This is a genomic window from Dokdonia sp. Asnod3-C12 (assembly GCF_045063975.1).
GTDB lineage: Bacteria > Bacteroidota > Bacteroidia > Flavobacteriales > Flavobacteriaceae > Dokdonia.
On sequence record NZ_JBEFNY010000003.1, the window covers coordinates 2,628,842 to 2,648,519 of the forward strand.

Sequence of the window (19,678 nt, forward strand, 5' to 3'; positions counted from 1 at the left end):
CCTTGAGGGTGCTTTTTTTATTAGATTACGCTTTCGCGAAAGCGTACATTAAAAATCTTTTAAGTAAACTTATGACTTTACTACTAACTGCTCATGACGCTATTGCGCACGAATTTACCTTACTCTTATTAACAGGCTTACTACTATTTAAATCTGCTTAAGTGTGTTGTTTAGATTTACTTTTGATCTAAAGAATCGATAATAGTATCGTGTTGAAATACTGGGCCGTGATATTGTAATCGCTTGCGCATCTTGTATTTCCTTATGAAGTTATAAGGCTTCTTTTTTAAGTGAGATTTATCACTGTGTAAAAATGCGATAGTGGCATCTATAACTCTGCGGCTAGATTGTCCATCATGATATGGGTGAGAAAATGCTGCAAACTCCTCTATGTGCTTGATTAACTCAGGAGGATATGTTAGTGCGCGAGTAATTTCTTTCTCAATGTCCCTTACTTCTGTTACATCTACAAGATATGGTCCAGGCATATTATTCCTAAAAGTAACGACCGGTTTGTGTTGTAATAAAAACTCTATAATCGCAGATGTAGTATCTGCAAAAAGTATGTTTGCCTTCTTAAATAGCGGTATTAAATCTGTGGTGTCATGATACACAAAATTCTCATTTTGTAATGCTTTGATTTTTGCGTGTACAGCCGCGTCCAACTTAGGGTGGAGTACAATATTAAACTTCCACTTATCTAGCTTAGATAGACGTACCAGTTCTTCTATTACCTCGTCTTTTAGAGCAATACTATAATCTTTTGTAAAGGTAGAGGCAATTAATATAGTAGGCTTTTCTGTCTCATTATTTTCAATAGGAAACAGTGGGTCAACCTTTGACCAGCCTGTTTCTACTACCTCAAAATGAGGATATTTTTTTTGCTGCTTTTTAAAAGGGACTGTGCTCGACGGTCCTTGCGTACAGTATAAATCAAAGAAACCTCGTATTCTAAACTGGTCTGTTCCTTTGCGTTTATTGGCAGGAAAACCATGAAAAATCTGCACTTTAATACCTGATAAAAAATGTGCGACACTGTCTGTGGCAGTGAGCACAATATGTGGTCTGTATGCAACCGCTTCATCTATAGTATGTAGTGCACCTTGCTCAACAAGCAGTTTTTCTTTTCCCTCATCTTGATCTGCAAACCAGCGCACGCTGTGACCTAATCTTAGTAGTTCCTGTTCTAATGGTTTACCTATAGGAATAGAGTAGCTGTATGAGATGTAAATGAGAAATTTGTAGTCCATGTTAAGATGTTAGTCTGGCAGATATCCAGTCTTTAATATATATAAGTAAAGCAGGATCTGCTTTTTCTAAACTCTGGAATGTGACAAATATCTTAGAAGGATCATCTATAAATTGAGCCAACTTCTTTTTTACACTCGAGGGTTTTTTGTAAGACCGAAAATAAGTTAATTGCGTGTCTTTTGTGTAGTGAAAGGTTCCTTTTTTAATTTCGAGATGCTCAGATAAGGAAGAAAGTAAAAACTGACTCTTATCCCGAAACCTAAATGATATATTTTTTTTGAGCAAGTCCTCATGCTCGTGAAAATAATCTACTAGCGTAGATTTTCTAACACTCATAGGAGTGTGATATCTTCTCACATATTTTTTAGTGCCAGCAAGCATAGCGCTTTGTTGCTGTAGCCTTTTGAAACTTGTTCTGTTAGGGTCTGGTTCCTTTCCTATAAGCTTGAGTAGCTTTTGATAGTATACTCTTAGTGTTCTATCTTCATTAAACTTCTCCCAAGAGCCGCGCAGTATGGGCATGCCATTGATAAAAAAATCTTCTGGAGAGGTAGCCCTCATTAAGAAGAAATCATCATTAAAAACCACAAAATGCTCAGATAAGTTTGGGATTCTGTAGAGCATTATTTCTATAGAAATAGAGTTGAAACTAGGTAAAGCCTCCTCATAATCTTTAAAAATCACTGTGTGATCTATAATTTCTAGGTTGACCCCTTGTTCTTGAGCCTTTGTAGATAAGGCAACAAAATCTTGTGGTACCTGGTTGTCAGTAACTAGGTATATGTTTTTAATAAACGGAGCAAACTTGATGATGGATGCTATTGCAATCTGCACTTCGCCTATAGCATTGTAGCGAGTACTTTCTGCTTTTTTAGAGAAATCAATTTTAGTATCTAGATACGTATTGATTTTATGTTGCCATGTTAAGTCATCACCATTTACCCATGTGATAACCGCATCTATATTAATGTCATTAGTTTGCTCCGTTGCCATATTATACTGCTACGTCGTACTCTCTTAAGGCATCATTAAGAGATGTCTTTTTGTTAGTGCTCTCTTTACGTTTACCTATAATTAGTGCACAAGGAACTTGGTACTCTCCTGCAGCAAATTTCTTAGTATAACTTCCAGGGATTACTACAGATCTTGCAGGTACGCGTCCTTTCATTTCTACAGGCTCATCACCAGTAACATCAATAATTTTTGTGCTCATTGTAAGTACTACGTTTGCGCCTAAAACAGCTTCTTTCTCAACGTGTACACCTTCTACAACGATACATCTAGATCCTATAAAAGCACCATCTTCTATAATCACTGGAGATGCTTGTAGTGGTTCTAGAACGCCACCTATACCTACACCACCACTTAGGTGTACGTTTTTACCTATTTGTGCACAGCTTCCTACGGTTGCCCATGTATCTACCATAGTTCCCTCATCTACATAAGCTCCTATGTTTACATAACTAGGCATTAAGATTACCCCCTTAGAGATATAAGCTCCGTGACGTGCAACGGCGTTAGGCACTACACGAATACCGCGATTTGCAAAGTCTCTCTTTAATGGAATTTTATCATGATATTCAAAGATTCCAGCTTCCAGAGTTTCCATCTTTTGGATAGGGAAATAAAGTACAACCGCTTTTTTTACCCACTCATTTACTTGCCATCCGTCTTCTGTAGGTTCTGCAACACGTAGCGTACCACGGTCTAGCATGTCTACTACCTCACGTATAGCATTTATTGTTACTGGATTAGTAAGGAGCGAGCGATCCTCCCAAGCCTCTTCGATGATGTTTCTAAGTTGTGTCATTTGATATTTTTAAGCGCTGAGTAAGGTATGTTAACTCTTCTCAGTAATCGTTAATGGATGTTCAAAGATAAAGTTTCAAATGCTTTTTGATGGTTTCTAGTGGGGCAAAACTCAAACAAGTTAAGGCTTTCTTGTTATATATAAAACAAGTGGTCCTTGGTTGTAATGTGCATTGTGAAGCTATGTCACCACTTAGCTGGTAAAAGATAGGCTACGCTATAAATAGCTGCTTTTTGTGATTACAAGACCTTACTATTATGAAAGCTATTGCGATGCACGACCTTATAGCTTGTTTTTCCTTATTTTTGCACAAATTTTACAGATGGCACGCATCATTGCAATAGATTACGGAACAAAGCGCACTGGTATCGCAGTGACAGACGAGTTGCAGATGATCGCTTCAGGTCTTACAACGGTTGAAACTAAAGATATTTTCACTTTTTTAAAGAAGTATCTTTCAGAAGAGAAGGTGGAGGCTATGGTGATAGGTGAGCCTAAGCGCATGAATAATGAGGCGAGTGATGTGGAGGTAGACATTGTACGCTTTCGCGAAAGCGTAGAAAAAAAACATCCAGAGTTAACCATCATTAGACAAGATGAAAGGTTTACTTCAAAGATGGCATTCCAGACCATGTTAGACAGTGGTATCGGTAAAAAGAAAAGACAAAATAAAGCACTTGTAGATCAAATAAGTGCAACGATTATCCTTCAGGATTACCTGTATAATAAGTAGATATGATTATACCAATTGTGGCGTACGGAGATCCCGTACTTAAGAAAAAAGCAAAAGATATTACTCCGGAGTATCCTAAATTTAGCGAGCTCATTGAGAATATGTATGATACGATGTATGAAGCTCACGGCGTAGGGCTTGCAGCACCTCAAATAGGTTTACCTATACGTGTGTTTCTAGTAGATACAACACCGTTTGCAGAAGATGAAAGCTATACTCCAGAAGAGCAAGAACAGCTTGCAAACTTCAAGAAAACCTTTGTAAATGCAGAGATTCTTGAAGAAGAAGGCGAGGAGTGGGCATTTTCTGAAGGTTGCTTGAGTATCCCAGGGATAAACGAAGACGTTTTTAGAAAACCTAAGGTAACTATCAGGTACCAAGATGAGAACTTTAAAGAGTACACAGAGACTTACGACGGACTTATTGCTAGAGTAATCCAGCATGAGTATGACCACATTGAAGGAGTGCTTTTTACAGATAAACTATCGAGCCTTAAAAAGCGTTTAATCAAAGGAAAGCTTGTAAATATTTCAAAAGGTAAGTGTAATGCAGAGTATCGCATGCGTTTTCCGGCGGCATCAAAAAAGCGCTAGTAGCGTTAAAGTGTTGTAAAGATTAACGAATCCTTGCAAACAAAATTTGTAAATATGTATGGCAAAGTGCATCTTTGCCACCCAATTTGAATAACATATGAGTTTAGATAAAGTAATTGCAATCGCTGGAAAGCCTGGAATATATGAGTTAAAGCAACAAACACGCAGTGGTTTTGTGGCAGAATCTCTAGTAGATGGTAAGAGAATTACCGTAGGTATCCGTCATAACGTAAGTGTACTTTCTGAAATTGCTATTTACACCTTAAGTGCGGAGAAGCCACTTAGAGAGGTGTTACAAGCCATAAAAGACAAGGAAAATGGAGCGCCTACTATTAATCATAAAGTCTCAAAAGATGAACTTGAAGAGTTTTTCTTTAACGTGGTTCCAGATTATGATGAGGATCGTGTATATGCTAGTGATATCAAAAAGGTAGTACAGTGGTACAACATTTTACAAGCAAAAGATATGCTCAACTTTGAAGCGCCAGCAGCTCCCGCAGCAGCAAGCGAAGAAGAGGAATAGTGCATAACTTTTTATAATATTAAAAAGCCTTTACAGTTTATTTGTAAAGGCTTTTTTAGTTTTAATGATAGATACGCTTTCGCGAAAATGTGATAAGCACCCACACCGTAAATAACATTAAATTAAGGTAATAGTAAATTATTGCTCTAATTACCACCACTGACTATGAATACAAGAGAGACGCAATTAAAAGCCTTTGATAGATTACTTACCATAATGGATGAGCTACGCGTGGGATGTCCTTGGGATAAAAAGCAAACCATGGAAAGCTTGCGTCACCTCACTATTGAGGAAACCTATGAGCTAGGTGATGCTATTCTTGATAATGATCTAGAAGAGGTTAAAAAGGAGCTTGGTGATCTCTTATTACATATTGTATTCTATGCCAAAATAGGAAGCGAGACCAAGGACTTTGATATCGCAGATGTTGCAAACAGTATTTCAGATAAACTTGTTTCTCGCCATCCTCACATTTATGGAGATATAGATGTTGCAGATGCAAAAGAGGTGGAGCGCAACTGGGAAAAACTTAAGCTCAAAGAAGGTAAGAAGTCTGTACTAGAAGGTGTGCCAAAAGGATTACCCGCACTAGTAAAAGCCAGCCGAATTCAAGATAAAGTAGCTGGCGTAGGATTTGACTGGGAAGAACCACAGCAAGTGTTTGAAAAGGTACAAGAAGAACTTGAGGAGCTACAGCACGAAGTAAATGAAAACAATCAAGAGAAGATTGAAGCTGAGTTTGGTGATGTGCTCTTCTCAATGATTAACTACGCACGCTTCTTGAAAGTAGATCCAGAAAGCGCACTAGAGCGCACCAATAAGAAATTTATAAAACGCTTTCAATACTTAGAAGGCAAAGCAAAGGAACTTGGAAAAGATCTTTCAGACATGACACTTGCCGAAATGGATGCTTTCTGGGAAGAGGCTAAGAAGTTGTAATCGGTTTCTAATGAAATATTTTGAGAAGTAATTAATATTCAACTTCAACTTCAACTTCAACTTCAACTTCAACTTCAACTTCAACTTCAACTTCAACTTCAACTTCAACTTCAACTTAAGGGTTACTTCCCTCACTCAAACATCCTGTTCCCTCAATCTAGGTTTTTAAAAGGTGGTGTCTACTCTAATTTCACCTCATAATTAAAAACCAAAGGATATGAAAACACTTAGCACATTCATAACGCTGCTCCTATTTATACTAGGAGTACAAGCGCAAGAAATAACAATTTCAGGAAACGTATCAGATGATGGCGGACCTCTTCCAGGAGCTAATGTTCTTATAAAAAACAGTGAGATAGGAGTTGTGTCCGACTTTAATGGGAACTACGAGATTAAAGCTGCTGCTACAGATACATTAGTTTTCACATACGTAGGTTTTAAATCAAAAGAGGTTTCTGTGAATTCTCAGACTACTATAAATGTCATTTTAGAATACAGTAGTGAGTTAGATGAAGTAGTGGTTACAGCCATGGGTGTAAGAAGAGAGAAGAAAGCATTAGGATATGCTGTTTCTACCGTTTCTTCAAAACTTGAAGGGAAAGTTACTGGAATACATATTACGGATGGAAAGCCTTCATCTGGAATTCTTGAGAATGATCCAGCTTATGGCCAACTAACAGCGGGTGAAATAAATGATGTAGAGAAATACGCTGAGTTTGTAAAAATCTACAACTCCGGAGAAGCAAAGGAAATTGCAAAGAAGTGGGGATTTAATCATGATGGTAGAACTGATATCCAAGTAACGGATAACAGCGGACTGCCAGTAGCAAATGTAGGTGTTGCTCTTTATAAAAATAATAACCTATTGATGAAAGGAATGACAGATGCTTCGGGAATGAGTATGCTATTTAAAGGGAAGAATAACCCAACAGATACTTATTTAGTACAACTGTATTATAGTGGAAATATAGAAGGAAAGAAAATCTATAGAAATCAGAAACAAGTCTCTTTTACAATTAATGAGAATCAAGCTAGTAATGCTATCGACATATTATTTGCAGTAGATGCTACAGGTTCCATGGGTGATGAGATTGCATATCTCAAGTCAGAGCTCAAGAATATAATGAGCAGGATAGATGCGAGTGTTGAGCAGAAAAGAGTGGCGCTTACGGTGTACAGAGACCATGGTGATGATTATGTAACTCGTGCAATAGATTTTAGTAGTGATGTAAATGAAGTAAAAGACTTCCTTTCGGTGCAGCACGCAGCAGGTGGTGGAGATTATGAAGAAGCAGTAGAGGAGGCACTTAGAGTGTCATTATCACAGTCATGGAACGAGAAAGCAAAAGCAAGAATACTCTTTTTAATGCTAGATGCTCCGCCTCATTTTAACCAAGAAAACGTTGCCATGATTAAAAGTCAAATTACAAAAGCAAGAGAGCAGGGTATAAAAATTATTCCAGTAGTTGCCAGTGGAGCAAATAAAGAAGTAGAGTTTTTAATGAGGTCTTTTAGTGTGTCAACTAATGGAACATATGTGTTCTTAACTGATGATAGTGGTATAGGAAATGATCATATAGAAGCCACTACAGAAAGTTTTAAAGTAGAAAAACTTAATGATTTAATGGTACGATTGATAGAGCAGTATGCAGGTGTGAAAACTGCTGTTTAAGAGTAGTGTTTTTTTTGTGGATGATTAATAGCGCACTGTGTGAAGCAGTGCGCTATTTCTTTATATAGATTGTAAGTATAAATACTCTACTTTCTCCCTTGCCCATGGAGTTCTTCTTAAAAACTTTAAGCTAGATTTTATGGAAGGATCTTTTTTAAAGCAATTAATATCTACCTGCAAACTCATCTCCTTCCAGCCATATTTTTCAACTAGAAATTCAAGTATATCTGCAAGCTTCATACCGTGCAGCGGATTGTTAGGTTGTGCTTTTTTCTCTTCCATAGGCTGCAAAGATAAAAGAAACTATTGTCTAAAAAGATTTACCGTTACCGTAGCTGCTTCTGTATTTGGGAATTTTGCACTTAGTGTTTCATCTCTCTTCATTCCAATAGCGGATAGCGTATCATGAAAGACTGGCACTTCTACAATATATTGATCAGAATATCCGTGTGTAGCATCATAAGCCGTAACCGCAGTACGCCCTATATTACGAGCAGCTACTGCTGGTGGGATACTGTGTAATTCTATAAGTAATAACCCATGCTTTCCTACGTAAGGTGACCACTTGCTAAAATGAGCTGCAAGAGATGCCTCTACGTCATTGTTAGATAGTCGTTTTCCTTCATATGAAAATGCTCCCGTTGAAGTGCTTGCATGTTCAAGCTTTTTCTCAGGGGCTTTCCACACACGATTGTGGTCTAAGAAGGAGCGTACATTTAATAAATCGCCCAGCGTGATATCATACTCTTCTTGTAAATCTGTCGCTAGTCTTTCTGGATCACCTATATCTCCCCACATTACTTTTGCCCAGATTTCAGACTGTATGACGTTTTGCTTAGTAATATCTATGGCAGCTTGGTTGTAATCTGCACCTACAAGGATGAGTGGGTATTCATCTAGATGTTTACCTCGTAGGGTATGACGCTCGATGAGGTTGTAAAGGTGAATTAAAAATGCACCATTACCACAACCCATGTCAAGAATACCTTTAGGTTGTTCATCTAGTGGTTTATTAAAAATATCTAAGATAATGGTATCTACCACTTTAAAATAGGTGGCATGTGCTCCACCACTTCCCCAGACGTTCATAGCTCTATCTACATGGCCTTCTTGTTCGCCATCGCCATGGTTTTTTGCACTAAGTGCATCGCCAAAAATAAGATTGTCAAGTTTGCGTAATGTTGGTATGTACGATACAGTCACTCCGTAAGAGCTTGCTCTTTTTGCAAAGAATAGTCCTTTGTCTGTAAATTGATACGTCTGTCCTTTTTTATTAAAAAGCTCAAAATACGAGAGTATGTCAAGAAGCTTTTTAAAGTTTTCTCCGTCTGCGTGAAACTCCTCAGGCTTAAAGCTGGCTTGCATAAAGTATTTATGAAAGGCACCATTCATTGATAAGTGCACAAGCGTAGGGCCTAGAATATTTCCTTCTATATGTGCAAGTATTTGCTCTTGCACTTCGCGCTCCTCCGTATTTGAAGACAAGGTGAGACCATAAGCGTCTTTGTATTTCTCAAAAATATCTTGGAGTTTCTTAAATGGAGCAGCCTCAAATTTTCTAAAATGATAATTCTCAGATAGCTGTTGCAGTGCAGTGACATCCTCATAAAGAGGAAATAGTGCAAATGCAATAGGCGATAATTCGTTTACCTTATAAACCACTTCATTTTGCTCATTATTTACAGTTTGCTCAATCCATCCCTGTGATGCAAGTACACGCAATGCCACATTTAAATAGCCTTCGTTTACGGTAAATGCGTTACTCAAAGCAGTTAGGCTCACTTCTTTTTCTTGCAAAATAAAGTCGGTTACTCCATTTTTATATAGTGAAAACGCAGATGGCGCTGTCACAATACCGTCTAGATGTCTAAAAAGGCGTTCTCTATAAATGGTCTGTAGTGTTTTTGACACCATAATATCAGTGTGTTAGTAGTTAGATTTGTTATAAGCCTAGTAGGTCGCTAGGATTATGCGCAAATTACTTAATAATTGTTTTTTAACATCAATTTAATAGCGGCAGATTCTTATGTATTTTTACAGTAATGAATCGGACTTCAAAAATTATTTCTATTAGTGATATAGCAACGCTTAAGGAGCAGTTGTTATCGTGGTCTCAACAATATGAAGAGGTTGTCTGGCTTGATAGTAATAGCTATGAACGTCAAAATTATCCTGAGTATGAAGCCATCTTAGCAGTAGATGCTTTTACGAGTTTAAAGACAGATTATCAAGGTGCTTTTGACCAGTTGGAGGAATATCAAAGTACAATTAAGGATTGGATTTTTGGTTATTTAAGCTATGATCTTAAGAATGATACGGAGCGCCTTACTTCAAAAAATAGCGACAAGCTAGACTTTGCAGATCTTCATTTTTTCCAACCTAAAAAATTGTTCTTACTCAAAGGAAACACACTTGAGATGTTATATCTCGGGATGGTAGATGATGAGATGGAGGAGGATTATGAGGAGATACTGGCAACTCAATCTGCAGAAATCGAATTTAAAGCGCAACCATTATCCATAAAACTTAAAATCCATAAAGATGCGTACAAGGAAAAAGTGCGCAGCATGTTGCAGCATATTTATCGCGGTGATATTTATGAGGCAAATCTGTGCCAAGAATTTTATGCGCTGGGAACTATAAACCCATTAGAAATATATAAACGCCTTAATGCTATTAGTTCGCCACCTTTTGGCACCTATCTCAAGCTTGAAGATCAGTTTTTACTTTCGGCTTCTCCGGAGCGATATATTAAGAAAATAGGGAGTAAGATTGTCACACAACCCATAAAAGGAACAGCAAAACGTGGGCTAGATGAAAAGGAGGATGCCGCTTTCGCGAAAGCGTTACAACAAAACTCAAAAGAGCGTTCTGAAAATATCATGATTGTAGATTTGGTAAGAAATGACCTATCAAAAACCGCCCAAAAAGGATCTGTAATTGTAGAAGAGCTATGCGAAGTTTACCCTTTCAAACAAGTGCACCAAATGATCTCTACGGTAACCTCGACGCTTAGTATTGGTATTTCTCCCGTAGATGCGATTAGAAGTACGTTCCCAATGGGAAGCATGACTGGCGCTCCAAAGTTGAGAGCAATGCAAATTATTGAGTCACTAGAGGAATCAAAACGTGGCTTGTATAGCGGCGCTGTAGGTTACTTTACGCCAGATGGAGATTTTGATTTTAATGTAGTCATACGTAGTATTCTATACAATGCAGAAAATGAATATATCTCATACTCCGTAGGTGGAGCAATCACCGCGGGATCAGACCCAGATAGTGAGTATGAGGAATGCTTGCTTAAAGCAAAAGCGATGCGTGCAGTTTTAGAAGGAGATTTGTAAATTAGTGCTTTAAACGACTTATGGCAAATACATTAGAAAATATAAAACTCAAAGAAGAAAGCATATCCATTAACGATAAGCACATGGATAAATTATTGCTCTTTAGTACTTTATCTACTTCGCTGTTTCTTTTATTATATGCTTACAAAAGCTTCAATATTACTGATGTTGATATTCTCACTATTATAACAGGATTGTTAGGTGGCCTACTTTTAGTGCTTAGTCTTTTAAGTATTTTTCGCAATTCATGGCAGAAAGAGATTGACCTTTCAGAGATTGCTTACGTTCAAGATAAAACAGCTTTTACGGGACATAGATCTCTGATTTTAAGATTGAAGAATAAGAAAATAAAGAACTTGTACTTAGAGCCTGCTGATATCCCAGAAATGCTCAGACAATTAACACAGCATAATATTCCAATTAATGCTAAGGGATAATTAAGTAACTAATTACCTTTGCATAATAGCGTGTTATTATAATAATGAAGAATATGATAAGCAATCCGTTTTCGCGAAAGCGTAATCATATTCAAAAACAACTAGCCTAAAGCCAAACTATGAGCGACGATAAAAAAATAATATTTACAATGTCTGGGGTTACAAAAACCTTTCCAGGCGCACAAACACCAGTACTTAAGAAGATATATTTAAGCTTTTTTTATGGAGCTAAAATTGGAATTTTAGGCCTTAACGGTTCGGGTAAATCTACCTTGATGAAAATCATCGCAGGATTAGATACCAACTTTCAAGGAGACGTAACTTCAGATAAAGAATTTTCTGTAGGATACCTTGAGCAAGAGCCTCAACTTGATCCAGAAAAAACAGTACTTGAAATTGTAAAAGAAGGAGCTGCCGAAACGGTTGCTATTCTTGATGAGTACAATAAGATTAACGACTCTTTTGGCCTAGAAGAAGTATATTCTGATGCCGATAAGATGGATAAGCTTATGGCACGCCAGGCTGTCTTACAAGATGAGATAGATGCACGTGGAGCATGGGAGCTAGACACTAAACTAGAGATCGCAATGGATGCACTACGTACGCCTCCAGCAGATCAAAAAGTGGGTGTACTTTCTGGTGGAGAGAAGCGTCGTGTTGCTTTATGTAGATTGTTATTACAAGAACCAGATGTATTGTTACTGGATGAGCCTACTAACCACCTTGATGCAGAGTCTGTGCACTGGTTAGAGCATCACTTAGCGCAATACAAAGGAACAGTAATTGCTGTAACGCACGACCGTTACTTCCTTGATAACGTAGCAGGATGGATTCTTGAGCTAGATAGAGGAGAAGGAATTCCTTGGAAAGGGAATTACTCTTCTTGGTTAGATCAGAAGTCTAAGCGTATGGCACAAGAAAGTAAAACAGCTTCAAAACGTCAAAAAACTTTAGAGCGTGAGCTTGACTGGGTACGTCAAGGAGCAAAAGGTCGCCAGACTAAACAAAAAGCGCGTCTACAGAACTATGACAAAATGATGAGTCAAGACCAGAAGCAAGTAGATGAAAAAGTAGAAATCTACATCCCTAACGGACCACGTCTTGGTACGAATGTAATTGAGGCATCGGGGGTGAGTAAAGCCTTTGGTGATAAATTACTGTATGAAGATTTAAACTTCAATTTACCACAAGCTGGTATCGTAGGGGTGATAGGACCTAACGGAGCTGGTAAGACTACTATCTTTAAAATGATCATGGGTGAGGAAGCTCCAGATAAAGGAAACTTTACGGTAGGAGAGACTGCTCAAATTGCATATGTAGATCAGAGTCACAGTAATATAGATCCAGATAAAACCATCTGGCAAAACTTCTCAGACGAGCAAGAGCTTGTCATGATGGGAGGGAAGGAAGTAAATTCTAGAGCGTATTTAAGTAGATTTAACTTCTCAGGAAGTGAGCAAAATAAGAAAGTAGCAACACTTTCTGGAGGTGAGCGTAACCGCTTACACCTTGCAATGACACTAAGAGAAGAAGGAAACGTACTGTTACTGGATGAGCCTACAAACGACCTTGATGTAAACACATTAAGAGCGCTTGAAGAAGGACTAGAAAACTTTGCAGGTTGTGCCGTAGTAATTAGTCACGACCGTTGGTTCTTAGATCGTATCTGTACACATATTCTTGCTTTTGAGGGAGATAGCCAAGTGTATTTCTTTGAAGGAGGATTCTCTGAGTATGAAGAGAATAAGAAGAAGAGATTAGGTGGAGATTTAATGCCTAAGCGTATCAAGTATAAAAAACTAGTGAGATCATAAGTACTCACAGTTAGCAACAAAAAAGCCCAATACTCGAATGAGTATTGGGCTTTTTTATTTTAATTAGGTGGTTACTTTAAGTTCTTATAGAAAGAAGAAAAATAACGCACATAATGAGAGAACGATTACTGAAACAATGAGAATAGGTTTGTTTTTTATTTCTACTTGCATCTTGGGATAATGTTAGTTATAAACTATAGATGCAAATCTATGTAAAAGGTTGCGTTTGAGAATATTAATTTTCTGTAAGAGTAATCTTAACTAAACGTTTCTTGTAGCAGCTTATTGTGATTTTTAACATCACGCTTTCGCGAAAGCACAAAAAACACATCTCATTTATAAACGTTGCGCTAGCAATTAATCAATGAGACTCCCAAAAAAGATTGCGTTTAAGAATAGCTTATTTGTTCCATACCAGCTTCCTCTAAAGTTAGGATTATCTGCAAACATCACTATGCGTCCTCGTCCTTTAGGAGAGACTACAATAGATGCGCTCTTTTTCATAAAGTCATTGAGATTCTTCTCAGAAATATAACCGTCTATATGTGGCGTTGCCGAATATTGAGCAACAGTGTTGTACTCGTTCTTGCTAGGTTGTAACCAGACATTGTTATTTTTATATACAGGTAGCTTGTCATATCTGTATCCAAACGCTAGTGGGTGGGTAAGGTCTAGGTCTACTTCAAAAATAGCTCCACCTAAGCGCTCTTTCCCGCGATTAGGTCTTTGGTTTACATAAGGCTTGCGCTCGATAGTTTTTGTAGAATCTTTTTTAGCTTCTTTAGTGAGTTTTCCTGTAGCTATTTTTGATTTGATAGCCCAGCTGCTAGCTGTTCCAGAAGTAATCAATGTGTTTCCTTGTGAAACCCATGAGGTTAGATTTTCTTGAAATCGCTTTGATAAATCCCCGTAGCTTCCAGAAACCATTACTACTGTGTTGTACTTACTTAAATCTACTCTGTTAAGGTTATTACTCATCACTTTTGTAATAGGCATGTGGACACGTGTATCAAGTAAGTGCCATATCTCACCAGCTTCGTACGAGCTTGTCCCATCTCCTATAATCATAAGCGCTTTTGGAGTATCCACTTTTTGAAAATTCTGACTACCTAAGTCAATTCCTTTGATGCTAAAGCCAGTATTTGCCGCATAGATAGGAACTTGGAATTGCTGTTGTCCAGATGTAATAATACGATACACTTCTTCTGTTGTTTTGTCTTGACGACTTACAGGCAGCATTAGTGTTCCGTAGTTGAAGTCATGATTACCACTTGTTGTTTTTGCAGTAAAAGGTTTGAACGCCGTCGCCACCGTTAGACCTTCGCGCTGTAAATAGGCAAGTAAAGCAGGCGCATTATAATCATCATAATCGATGAGGTATGCATATTCAGTTTTGTTTACCGCTTGAACTTGAGTGAGATTATCTGTAGACGTAACTTCACTGCCTAAGTTCGGTGTGCTAGACAATCCTTTGTAGCGCATATTATAGAAATTACCCACAGACCATGCGCTTGCATCATAATATACACTGTCTCTGTATGTTTTATAGGTTTCAAAGAAGGACTGCACCATTCTTTTTTGTGCTTGTTGTGTAGGCACTACATAACGGCCATCACCTTTATCATATAACTTAATGCGATGCTTGAGTAGCTTATCTATAAAAGCCTTGGTTCTATTTGCGTCATAAGGATCTCCAAATTCATAAGCGGCTGCTTGATCTGTTTTTGCTTTCGCGAAAGCGGACTTGAAAAAATCTTGCTGGTATTTGCGCAAGGTTCCTTTATTCTCTACTGCAGCCTTAACAGTTGCCATCCCAGAGGTGTACTGATTTCTAATTGTAAAAGGGAAACTTATAGTTCCAAAATCTGTGTCTTGAAGATGCCCGCGACTACTTGCTTGTTCAAAAAGAAGTGCCAGTGCTCCCTGAAGATCTGGATATGACGATCCATAACCAGGGTAGGTGCCGTCAAAAGATTCCTTTGTAAAATAAAAACTACCTATCTCATCAAGCGCACTTGAAAAGTAAGGAGCAAAAAGATTGTTGAGGTCTTCATAATTTTCTTTAGGCATTATTGGGTCTTTGCTGCCTATGGGTAACATAGGCTCAAAAAAGTGACTACTGTTTGTTCCCATCTCATGAAAATCTGTAACTACATTAGGGTACCACTCGTGATACCAATCTAGTTTACCACGGCTTTCTGGATTTATCGCAAGGAGCCAGTCACGGTTTAAGTCAAACCAGTAGTGGTTAGTACGTCCTCGGGGCCACATCTCGGTATGCTCTGCGTCTATATTATCAGAAACCAGCGGAGTACCTTTATAGCTATTTGCCCACTGTGTATGGCGATCACGACCATCTGGATTTATGGTAGGATCTATAAATATGATACTGTTATTTCTATATTTTTCGATTTCTGGATGCTGTGATGCAACGAGCGTGTATGCGGTAAGTAATGCCGCTTCAGAGCTGGATGGCTCATTACCATGCACATTATAACCTAGCTGTATAAAAACGGGAATATCATCATAATTAGTCGCACCTTGCTTGGTATCTACAAAGGCGAGGTGTTGTTTTTTTAGGGCAGGTAATTTTTCTTGATTATTTATGCTTGTTACGGTAAGCATCACAAGTTTGCGATTTTCATGGGTTCTTCCGTACTCGCTTATGGTTACTCTAGGCGATAATTCGGCTAGTTTTTCAAAATAGGAGACTATTTGATCGTGGCGCGTGTGTTGCTCACCTATTTCATAACCAAGATATTGTGCTGGAGACGGGATTGCAGCGTCAAAAGGTGCGTACTTTCCTGTAAAGTACTCTTGTGCGTGTAGTTGAGGTGATAACGCTTTCGCGAAAGCGAATACTAAAACACTTATAACTAGAATTTTGTATTTCATTTGGATTGGTTTAATTCCTTAAAAATACAGAAATAAATTTTGCACAATCGGTGCCTGAAAAATATTGTTTTTGTGCTACCTTTATTTGTGCACGGTTTTTGATACCTGCTAGACTCATCAAAAAAACGCTATGCGATACTTTTACATATTCTTGTTTATTTCATCACTTGCAGTTGCACAATCAACACCTATAAAAGGGGTAGTTATCCCACAGGTAACTTTTGATAATGCAACAAATGATTATTCTTTGTTTTTACCAGCAAATTATACGGAAACAGCTACGTATCCTGTAGTTGTGATTTATGATGAACTAGGGCGAGGAGCTAGTGCTGTACAGCAGTTTTCTATAGGTGCAGGCTTAACTGAGAGTATTGTGGCTAGTCCTAACTACAGGTTAAATGATACCCTTTCTGTAGCTATTGATCAAAGTAAAGAATTTATAGAAAAGCTATCTCAAACGTATGCTGTTAATGAGGATAAAATTATCTTATCTGGATACGGGAGGGATGGTCTTATTGTTACATCACAAGCACAAGCCGATACATCTATTTATGGAGTCATCGCAATGGGGAATGCATTTTTAGATAAAAAAAGTCTTCGTAGTAATGAGAATCTTAAAATAGCATTGCTATCTCCAGATGAAGGTAGTCAATATTACAAGTTGAGGTCTTATAGTCGTAATTATGGACTGAGAAAGAATCTCGTAAGTTATCACACTTATGATGGTGTAGTCTGGCCTAGTGCAGGCTACATCGCAGAAGCGCTGACTGCTATTTTGATAGATGAAACTACAAGTGATGAGAAACTTCAATCGTATTATAATAGTGATATTGCTTTCGGTAAAACAATGTACCGAAAGCAAGAAGGTCTAGATGCTTATGATTTTGTATCCACGCTTAAAGACAAATATAAAAAGCGCCTTGACATCGACGAGCAAAAAGAGCTTTTGGATAACATCAAGCGACTTAAGAATTATAGATCAGATCGCGATATATATGCTATGTTCAGCTACGGAGAAGATCTCATGGCAGAGGAGTTTCAATATAATATCCGAGAGGATATGAGTAATAGTTACTTTAATAACTTAGGGTGGTGGAGTTACCAGATGGATGAACTTGATATACAAATAGACAGTACAGATAATGCAATGATAAAACGCAAGTCGGCTATGCGTTTGAAGAGATTTGTACAATCTGAGGTTGAATTGCAGTATAAAATATTACAGCGTAAGGATACTAAGATTGAGCAATTGTTATTTGCAAACGTATTGAGATCACTTGTAAATCCGAATAATCAGGATGCATTTATTCAATCAATATCCTTAAGTGCAAGGGAAGGTGACGTGAATGCTACATGGTTTTATCTAGAAGAACTTCTCAAAACTGGATATACAGATTATGAGGCGTTGTATAAAATTCCATACACAACCGCAGCTCGCATAAGTAAAGAGTGGAACGAAATTATAAAAGCTTACTTAGGAAAGTCTAAGTATTACTAGCGTTTTGAGCTTCTCTTAGAGCGGTTATGATTGATGGAGCATTGCTAGTGCTTACAAAAAACTCATTCATTTTATTTTTGGTTTTAATATGGAGATTGCCTCCAGTATGAGTATTATATAAAGTTCCCTCAGGAGTAAACCTGATACCTATGCCCCAATACCAAGGTGTCTTTACACCTCTCGCTGTGGTGATATCTAGGTCATTAATAGCGATCTTTTTATAAAGCAGCCCTACCCCAAAACTAGCAATAGCATACTGATTTGTAATGCTAATCTCTAGCTTGTAAAATAATAAGAGGATGACAATAAAAAGAAAACAGCAAGCAATTAGCGTATAGGGAACGGTATCATTATCAATCCATTGCTCGATTATGAACAAGGCCATAAAAGCAATAGATATTGCGCATATAATCGCAATTAGATAAAATGGCTGCGTCTCTTTGTAACGTAATTTTCTCATGATTGATAATGCTCGTTATTTGTAATATTGAAAATTACTGATTTTAAAACATTAACCATAATATGGTTAGCTAGTAGTAGTATTCTATATTAATAATTGATTTTCAGCGTTGTGACATACATTTTGTCACTTATTGTATTTGGCTCGGTTATTGGCTGTTCATTACTATGTTGACAACTAAGTCTTAGTTTTTCAACAGTACTCATAAGTATTATTACATTTATATAAAGTGTAATTCAAAAATGTCGTTTATGGATTTTGGACAAGAAGGAAATAGTATATCGCTTACGCGCTTTGAGTCTATGTTAAAGACTAATGATGTGATATTCTTTGATGCTGAGGAGTTTGAGGATATTGCAAATCATTATATTGAAAGTGGTAAGATTGCGCTTGCGCGAAAAGCAGTTAAGCTAGGTCTAGACCAGCATCCTACGTCTTCAAATTTGAGACTCTTTAAAGCCGAACTGTTCATTTTTGAAAATAAATTTGATAAAGCAGATGCTATTCTTACAGAGCTGCACTTGCTAGACCCTCATAACGAGGAGGTTTATATTCAAAAAGCAAATATTTATAGTAAGCAGGATGACCATGAGAAGGCAATCCATCTGCTTGAACAAGCTATAGACCTTACTGACGACCCTGCAGATGTATACTCCCTGATAGGGATGGAATATTTATTTCTAGAAGACTTCCAGAATGCAAAGCTTAATTTCATGAAGTGCCTTGAAGTAGATGATCAAGATTACAGCGCATTATATAATGTGATTTATTGTTTTGATTTTCTAGAAGAGCACGAAGGAGCGATTGATTATCTAAATATATTTTTAGATAATAATCCGTATTGTGAAGTAGCGTGGCATCAAATAGGGAAGCAATACTTTGGACTTAAGAGCTATGAGAAGGCATTGTCGTCCTATGAGTTTGCAATCATCAGTGATGATCGTTTTGTAGGTGCTTATCTTGAAAAAGGAAAAGTATTAGAAAAGCTAGGGCGTTATAATGAAGCGCTCGAAAATTATCAAATTACACTAGAACTAGAAGATCCTACATCATTTGCATTACTACGTATGGGTAAATGTTATGATAAGCTAGGAAGCGATGAGCTTGCGATAAAGCACTTTGAACGTTGTGTACATGAAGATCCATTACTAGATAATGGGTGGATGGCAATTACAGACTTTTATCAAAAGAGATTAGATTATCAAAAGGCATTGTTTTTTATAAATAAGGCAATAAATATTGATAGCGATAATGTGTTGTACTGGAAACGCTATGCTACCATAAATCATAAACTTAAGTTTCTTGAAGCGGCAGAGGAAGGATATCGTCGTACCTTAGAACTTGGTAACTACGAGCTTGAGACATGGTTACAGAGAAGTGATATTCTTGTGCAATTAGGAGAGCCAGATGCCTCCATTACAAATCTCACCCAAGCAATGGAGTTTTATCCAGAAAGCGCAGAGATTGCTTTTAGACTTGCAGGTCTTAACTATAGTAATGGTAATGATATCCAAGGACGTTATTTTTTAATTAACGGTTTAAAGATAGAACCGGAATTCTCTATTATCTTAGGCGAACTATTCCCTTATGCTGCAAGTAAAAAAGAAGTGCTTGAGCTAGTACAGCAGTACTTAGGTTAATACTATTCTAAAATCTTGATTAAATGTAGGTGCTTATTGTGAAAGCTAGTATTTTAGCTTGACTCGAAA

At 37.5% G+C, this 19,678-nt stretch carries 18 protein-coding genes; 11 read left to right on the forward strand and 7 right to left on the reverse strand.

Annotation, left to right across the window (positions count from 1 at the left end):
- Positions 1 to 8 precede the first annotated feature (8 nt).
- Positions 9 to 161: a hypothetical protein gene (locus ACJJVW_RS11930; protein ID WP_405252101.1), complete on the forward strand. Its 153-nt coding sequence runs from the start codon at positions 9 to 11 to the stop codon at positions 159 to 161.
- Between the two features lie 15 nt (positions 162 to 176).
- Here ACJJVW_RS11930 and ACJJVW_RS11935 read toward each other — a convergent pair whose 3' ends face one another.
- From ACJJVW_RS11935 to ACJJVW_RS11945, 3 genes are read right to left on the reverse strand one after another with little or no spacing between them, the layout of a single operon-like run.
- Entirely contained in the window at positions 177 to 1,250 is a 1,074-nt protein-coding gene (locus ACJJVW_RS11935) for a CDP-glycerol glycerophosphotransferase family protein (RefSeq protein ID WP_405252103.1), read from the reverse strand.
- 1 nt (position 1,251) lies between these two features.
- Entirely contained in the window at positions 1,252 to 2,244 is a 993-nt protein-coding gene (locus ACJJVW_RS11940; protein WP_405252105.1) for a Stealth CR1 domain-containing protein, read from the reverse strand.
- A gap of 1 nt (position 2,245) precedes the next feature.
- A complete protein-coding gene (locus ACJJVW_RS11945) occupies positions 2,246 to 3,061 on the reverse strand; it encodes a 2,3,4,5-tetrahydropyridine-2,6-dicarboxylate N-succinyltransferase (protein WP_013749738.1) in 816 nt (271 codons plus the stop codon).
- A 322-nt stretch (positions 3,062 to 3,383) separates the two neighbouring features.
- Here ACJJVW_RS11945 and ruvX point away from each other — a divergent pair, with 322 nt between their 5' ends.
- The 5 genes from ruvX (at position 3,384) to ACJJVW_RS11970 (ending at position 7,521) form a co-directional block, all read left to right on the forward strand.
- Positions 3,384 to 3,794 (forward strand): Holliday junction resolvase RuvX, encoded by a 411-nt coding sequence (gene ruvX, locus ACJJVW_RS11950; RefSeq protein WP_013749737.1) that lies wholly within the window; start codon positions 3,384 to 3,386, stop codon positions 3,792 to 3,794.
- 2 nt (positions 3,795 to 3,796) lie between these two features.
- On the forward strand, positions 3,797 to 4,387 hold the full coding sequence (def, locus tag ACJJVW_RS11955) for a peptide deformylase (RefSeq protein ID WP_108878311.1): 591 nt from the start codon (positions 3,797 to 3,799) through the stop codon (positions 4,385 to 4,387).
- Positions 4,388 to 4,484: 97 nt separating this feature from the next.
- Positions 4,485 to 4,910, forward strand: a complete 426-nt coding sequence (locus ACJJVW_RS11960) for a DUF5606 domain-containing protein (protein ID WP_405252107.1) — start codon at positions 4,485 to 4,487, stop codon at positions 4,908 to 4,910.
- A 165-nt stretch (positions 4,911 to 5,075) separates the two neighbouring features.
- A complete protein-coding gene (gene mazG, locus ACJJVW_RS11965; protein ID WP_298325829.1) occupies positions 5,076 to 5,849 on the forward strand; it encodes a nucleoside triphosphate pyrophosphohydrolase in 774 nt (257 codons plus the stop codon).
- A gap of 217 nt (positions 5,850 to 6,066) precedes the next feature.
- Positions 6,067 to 7,521, forward strand: a complete 1,455-nt coding sequence (locus ACJJVW_RS11970; protein WP_405252110.1) for a carboxypeptidase-like regulatory domain-containing protein — start codon at positions 6,067 to 6,069, stop codon at positions 7,519 to 7,521.
- 60 nt (positions 7,522 to 7,581) lie between these two features.
- On the opposite strand, the gene ACJJVW_RS11975 is transcribed toward ACJJVW_RS11970, so the two are convergent.
- A complete protein-coding gene (locus ACJJVW_RS11975; RefSeq protein ID WP_405252112.1) occupies positions 7,582 to 7,803 on the reverse strand; it encodes a VF530 family DNA-binding protein in 222 nt (73 codons plus the stop codon).
- Between the two features lie 21 nt (positions 7,804 to 7,824).
- On the reverse strand, positions 7,825 to 9,435 hold the full coding sequence (locus ACJJVW_RS11980; protein WP_405252114.1) for a class I SAM-dependent methyltransferase: 1,611 nt from the start codon (positions 9,433 to 9,435) through the stop codon (positions 7,825 to 7,827).
- Between the two features lie 128 nt (positions 9,436 to 9,563).
- On the opposite strand from ACJJVW_RS11980, the gene pabB reads away from it, so the two are divergent.
- From pabB to ettA, 3 genes are all read left to right on the forward strand, one after another.
- Positions 9,564 to 10,865, forward strand: a complete 1,302-nt coding sequence (gene pabB / locus ACJJVW_RS11985) for an aminodeoxychorismate synthase component I (protein ID WP_405252116.1) — start codon at positions 9,564 to 9,566, stop codon at positions 10,863 to 10,865.
- 20 nt (positions 10,866 to 10,885) lie between these two features.
- On the forward strand, positions 10,886 to 11,302 hold the full coding sequence (locus ACJJVW_RS11990; RefSeq protein ID WP_405252118.1) for a hypothetical protein: 417 nt from the start codon (positions 10,886 to 10,888) through the stop codon (positions 11,300 to 11,302).
- Positions 11,303 to 11,421: 119 nt separating this feature from the next.
- Positions 11,422 to 13,116, forward strand: a complete 1,695-nt coding sequence (ettA, locus tag ACJJVW_RS11995) for an energy-dependent translational throttle protein EttA (RefSeq protein ID WP_108878318.1) — start codon at positions 11,422 to 11,424, stop codon at positions 13,114 to 13,116.
- Positions 13,117 to 13,473: 357 nt separating this feature from the next.
- Here the strand turns inward: ettA and ACJJVW_RS12000 are convergent, their stop codons facing one another.
- Complete coding sequence (locus tag ACJJVW_RS12000) at positions 13,474 to 16,011, reverse strand: M14 family zinc carboxypeptidase (protein WP_405252120.1); 2,538 nt, start codon at positions 16,009 to 16,011, stop codon at positions 13,474 to 13,476.
- A gap of 130 nt (positions 16,012 to 16,141) precedes the next feature.
- Between ACJJVW_RS12000 and ACJJVW_RS12005 the strand changes: the two genes are divergently transcribed.
- Positions 16,142 to 17,509, forward strand: coding sequence for a hypothetical protein (locus ACJJVW_RS12005; protein ID WP_298325809.1), 1,368 nt, complete (start codon positions 16,142 to 16,144; stop codon positions 17,507 to 17,509).
- On the opposite strand, the gene ACJJVW_RS12010 is transcribed toward ACJJVW_RS12005, so the two are convergent.
- Positions 17,496 to 17,969 carry a hypothetical protein gene (locus ACJJVW_RS12010; protein WP_298325807.1) on the reverse strand — a complete coding sequence of 158 codons (474 nt, stop codon included), beginning with the start codon at positions 17,967 to 17,969 and terminating at the stop codon, positions 17,496 to 17,498. The genes ACJJVW_RS12005 and ACJJVW_RS12010 overlap by 14 nt on opposite strands.
- Positions 17,970 to 18,220: 251 nt before the next feature.
- On the opposite strand from ACJJVW_RS12010, the gene ACJJVW_RS12015 reads away from it, so the two are divergent.
- On the forward strand, positions 18,221 to 19,609 hold the full coding sequence (locus ACJJVW_RS12015) for a tetratricopeptide repeat protein (RefSeq protein ID WP_405252122.1): 1,389 nt from the start codon (positions 18,221 to 18,223) through the stop codon (positions 19,607 to 19,609).
- The last annotated feature ends 69 nt before the right edge of the window (positions 19,610 to 19,678 follow it).

Excerpts from the sequence above, each read along its gene's own strand:
- ettA (WP_108878318.1), top strand. The coding sequence starts at position 11,422 with ATGAGCGACGATAAAAAAATAATATTTACAATGTCTGGGGTTACAAAA.
- ACJJVW_RS12015 (WP_405252122.1), top strand. The coding sequence starts at position 18,221 with ATGGATTTTGGACAAGAAGGAAATAGTATATCGCTTACGCGCTTTGAG.
- ACJJVW_RS11940 (WP_405252105.1), bottom strand. The coding sequence starts at position 2,244 with ATGGCAACGGAGCAAACTAATGACATTAATATAGATGCGGTTATCACA.
- pabB (WP_405252116.1), top strand. The coding sequence starts at position 9,564 with ATGAATCGGACTTCAAAAATTATTTCTATTAGTGATATAGCAACGCTT.
- ACJJVW_RS11980 (WP_405252114.1), bottom strand. The coding sequence starts at position 9,435 with ATGGTGTCAAAAACACTACAGACCATTTATAGAGAACGCCTTTTTAGA.
- ACJJVW_RS11990 (WP_405252118.1), top strand. The coding sequence starts at position 10,886 with ATGGCAAATACATTAGAAAATATAAAACTCAAAGAAGAAAGCATATCC.
- ACJJVW_RS11975 (WP_405252112.1), bottom strand. The coding sequence starts at position 7,803 with ATGGAAGAGAAAAAAGCACAACCTAACAATCCGCTGCACGGTATGAAG.
- ACJJVW_RS12000 (WP_405252120.1), bottom strand. The coding sequence starts at position 16,011 with ATGAAATACAAAATTCTAGTTATAAGTGTTTTAGTATTCGCTTTCGCG.
- ruvX (WP_013749737.1), top strand. The coding sequence starts at position 3,384 with ATGGCACGCATCATTGCAATAGATTACGGAACAAAGCGCACTGGTATC.
- mazG (WP_298325829.1), top strand. The coding sequence starts at position 5,076 with ATGAATACAAGAGAGACGCAATTAAAAGCCTTTGATAGATTACTTACC.
- ACJJVW_RS12005 (WP_298325809.1), top strand. The coding sequence starts at position 16,142 with ATGCGATACTTTTACATATTCTTGTTTATTTCATCACTTGCAGTTGCA.
- ACJJVW_RS11960 (WP_405252107.1), top strand. The coding sequence starts at position 4,485 with ATGAGTTTAGATAAAGTAATTGCAATCGCTGGAAAGCCTGGAATATAT.
- ACJJVW_RS11945 (WP_013749738.1), bottom strand. The coding sequence starts at position 3,061 with ATGACACAACTTAGAAACATCATCGAAGAGGCTTGGGAGGATCGCTCG.
- ACJJVW_RS11935 (WP_405252103.1), bottom strand. The coding sequence starts at position 1,250 with ATGGACTACAAATTTCTCATTTACATCTCATACAGCTACTCTATTCCT.
- ACJJVW_RS11970 (WP_405252110.1), top strand. The coding sequence starts at position 6,067 with ATGAAAACACTTAGCACATTCATAACGCTGCTCCTATTTATACTAGGA.
- def (WP_108878311.1), top strand. The coding sequence starts at position 3,797 with ATGATTATACCAATTGTGGCGTACGGAGATCCCGTACTTAAGAAAAAA.
- ACJJVW_RS12010 (WP_298325807.1), bottom strand. The coding sequence starts at position 17,969 with ATGAGAAAATTACGTTACAAAGAGACGCAGCCATTTTATCTAATTGCG.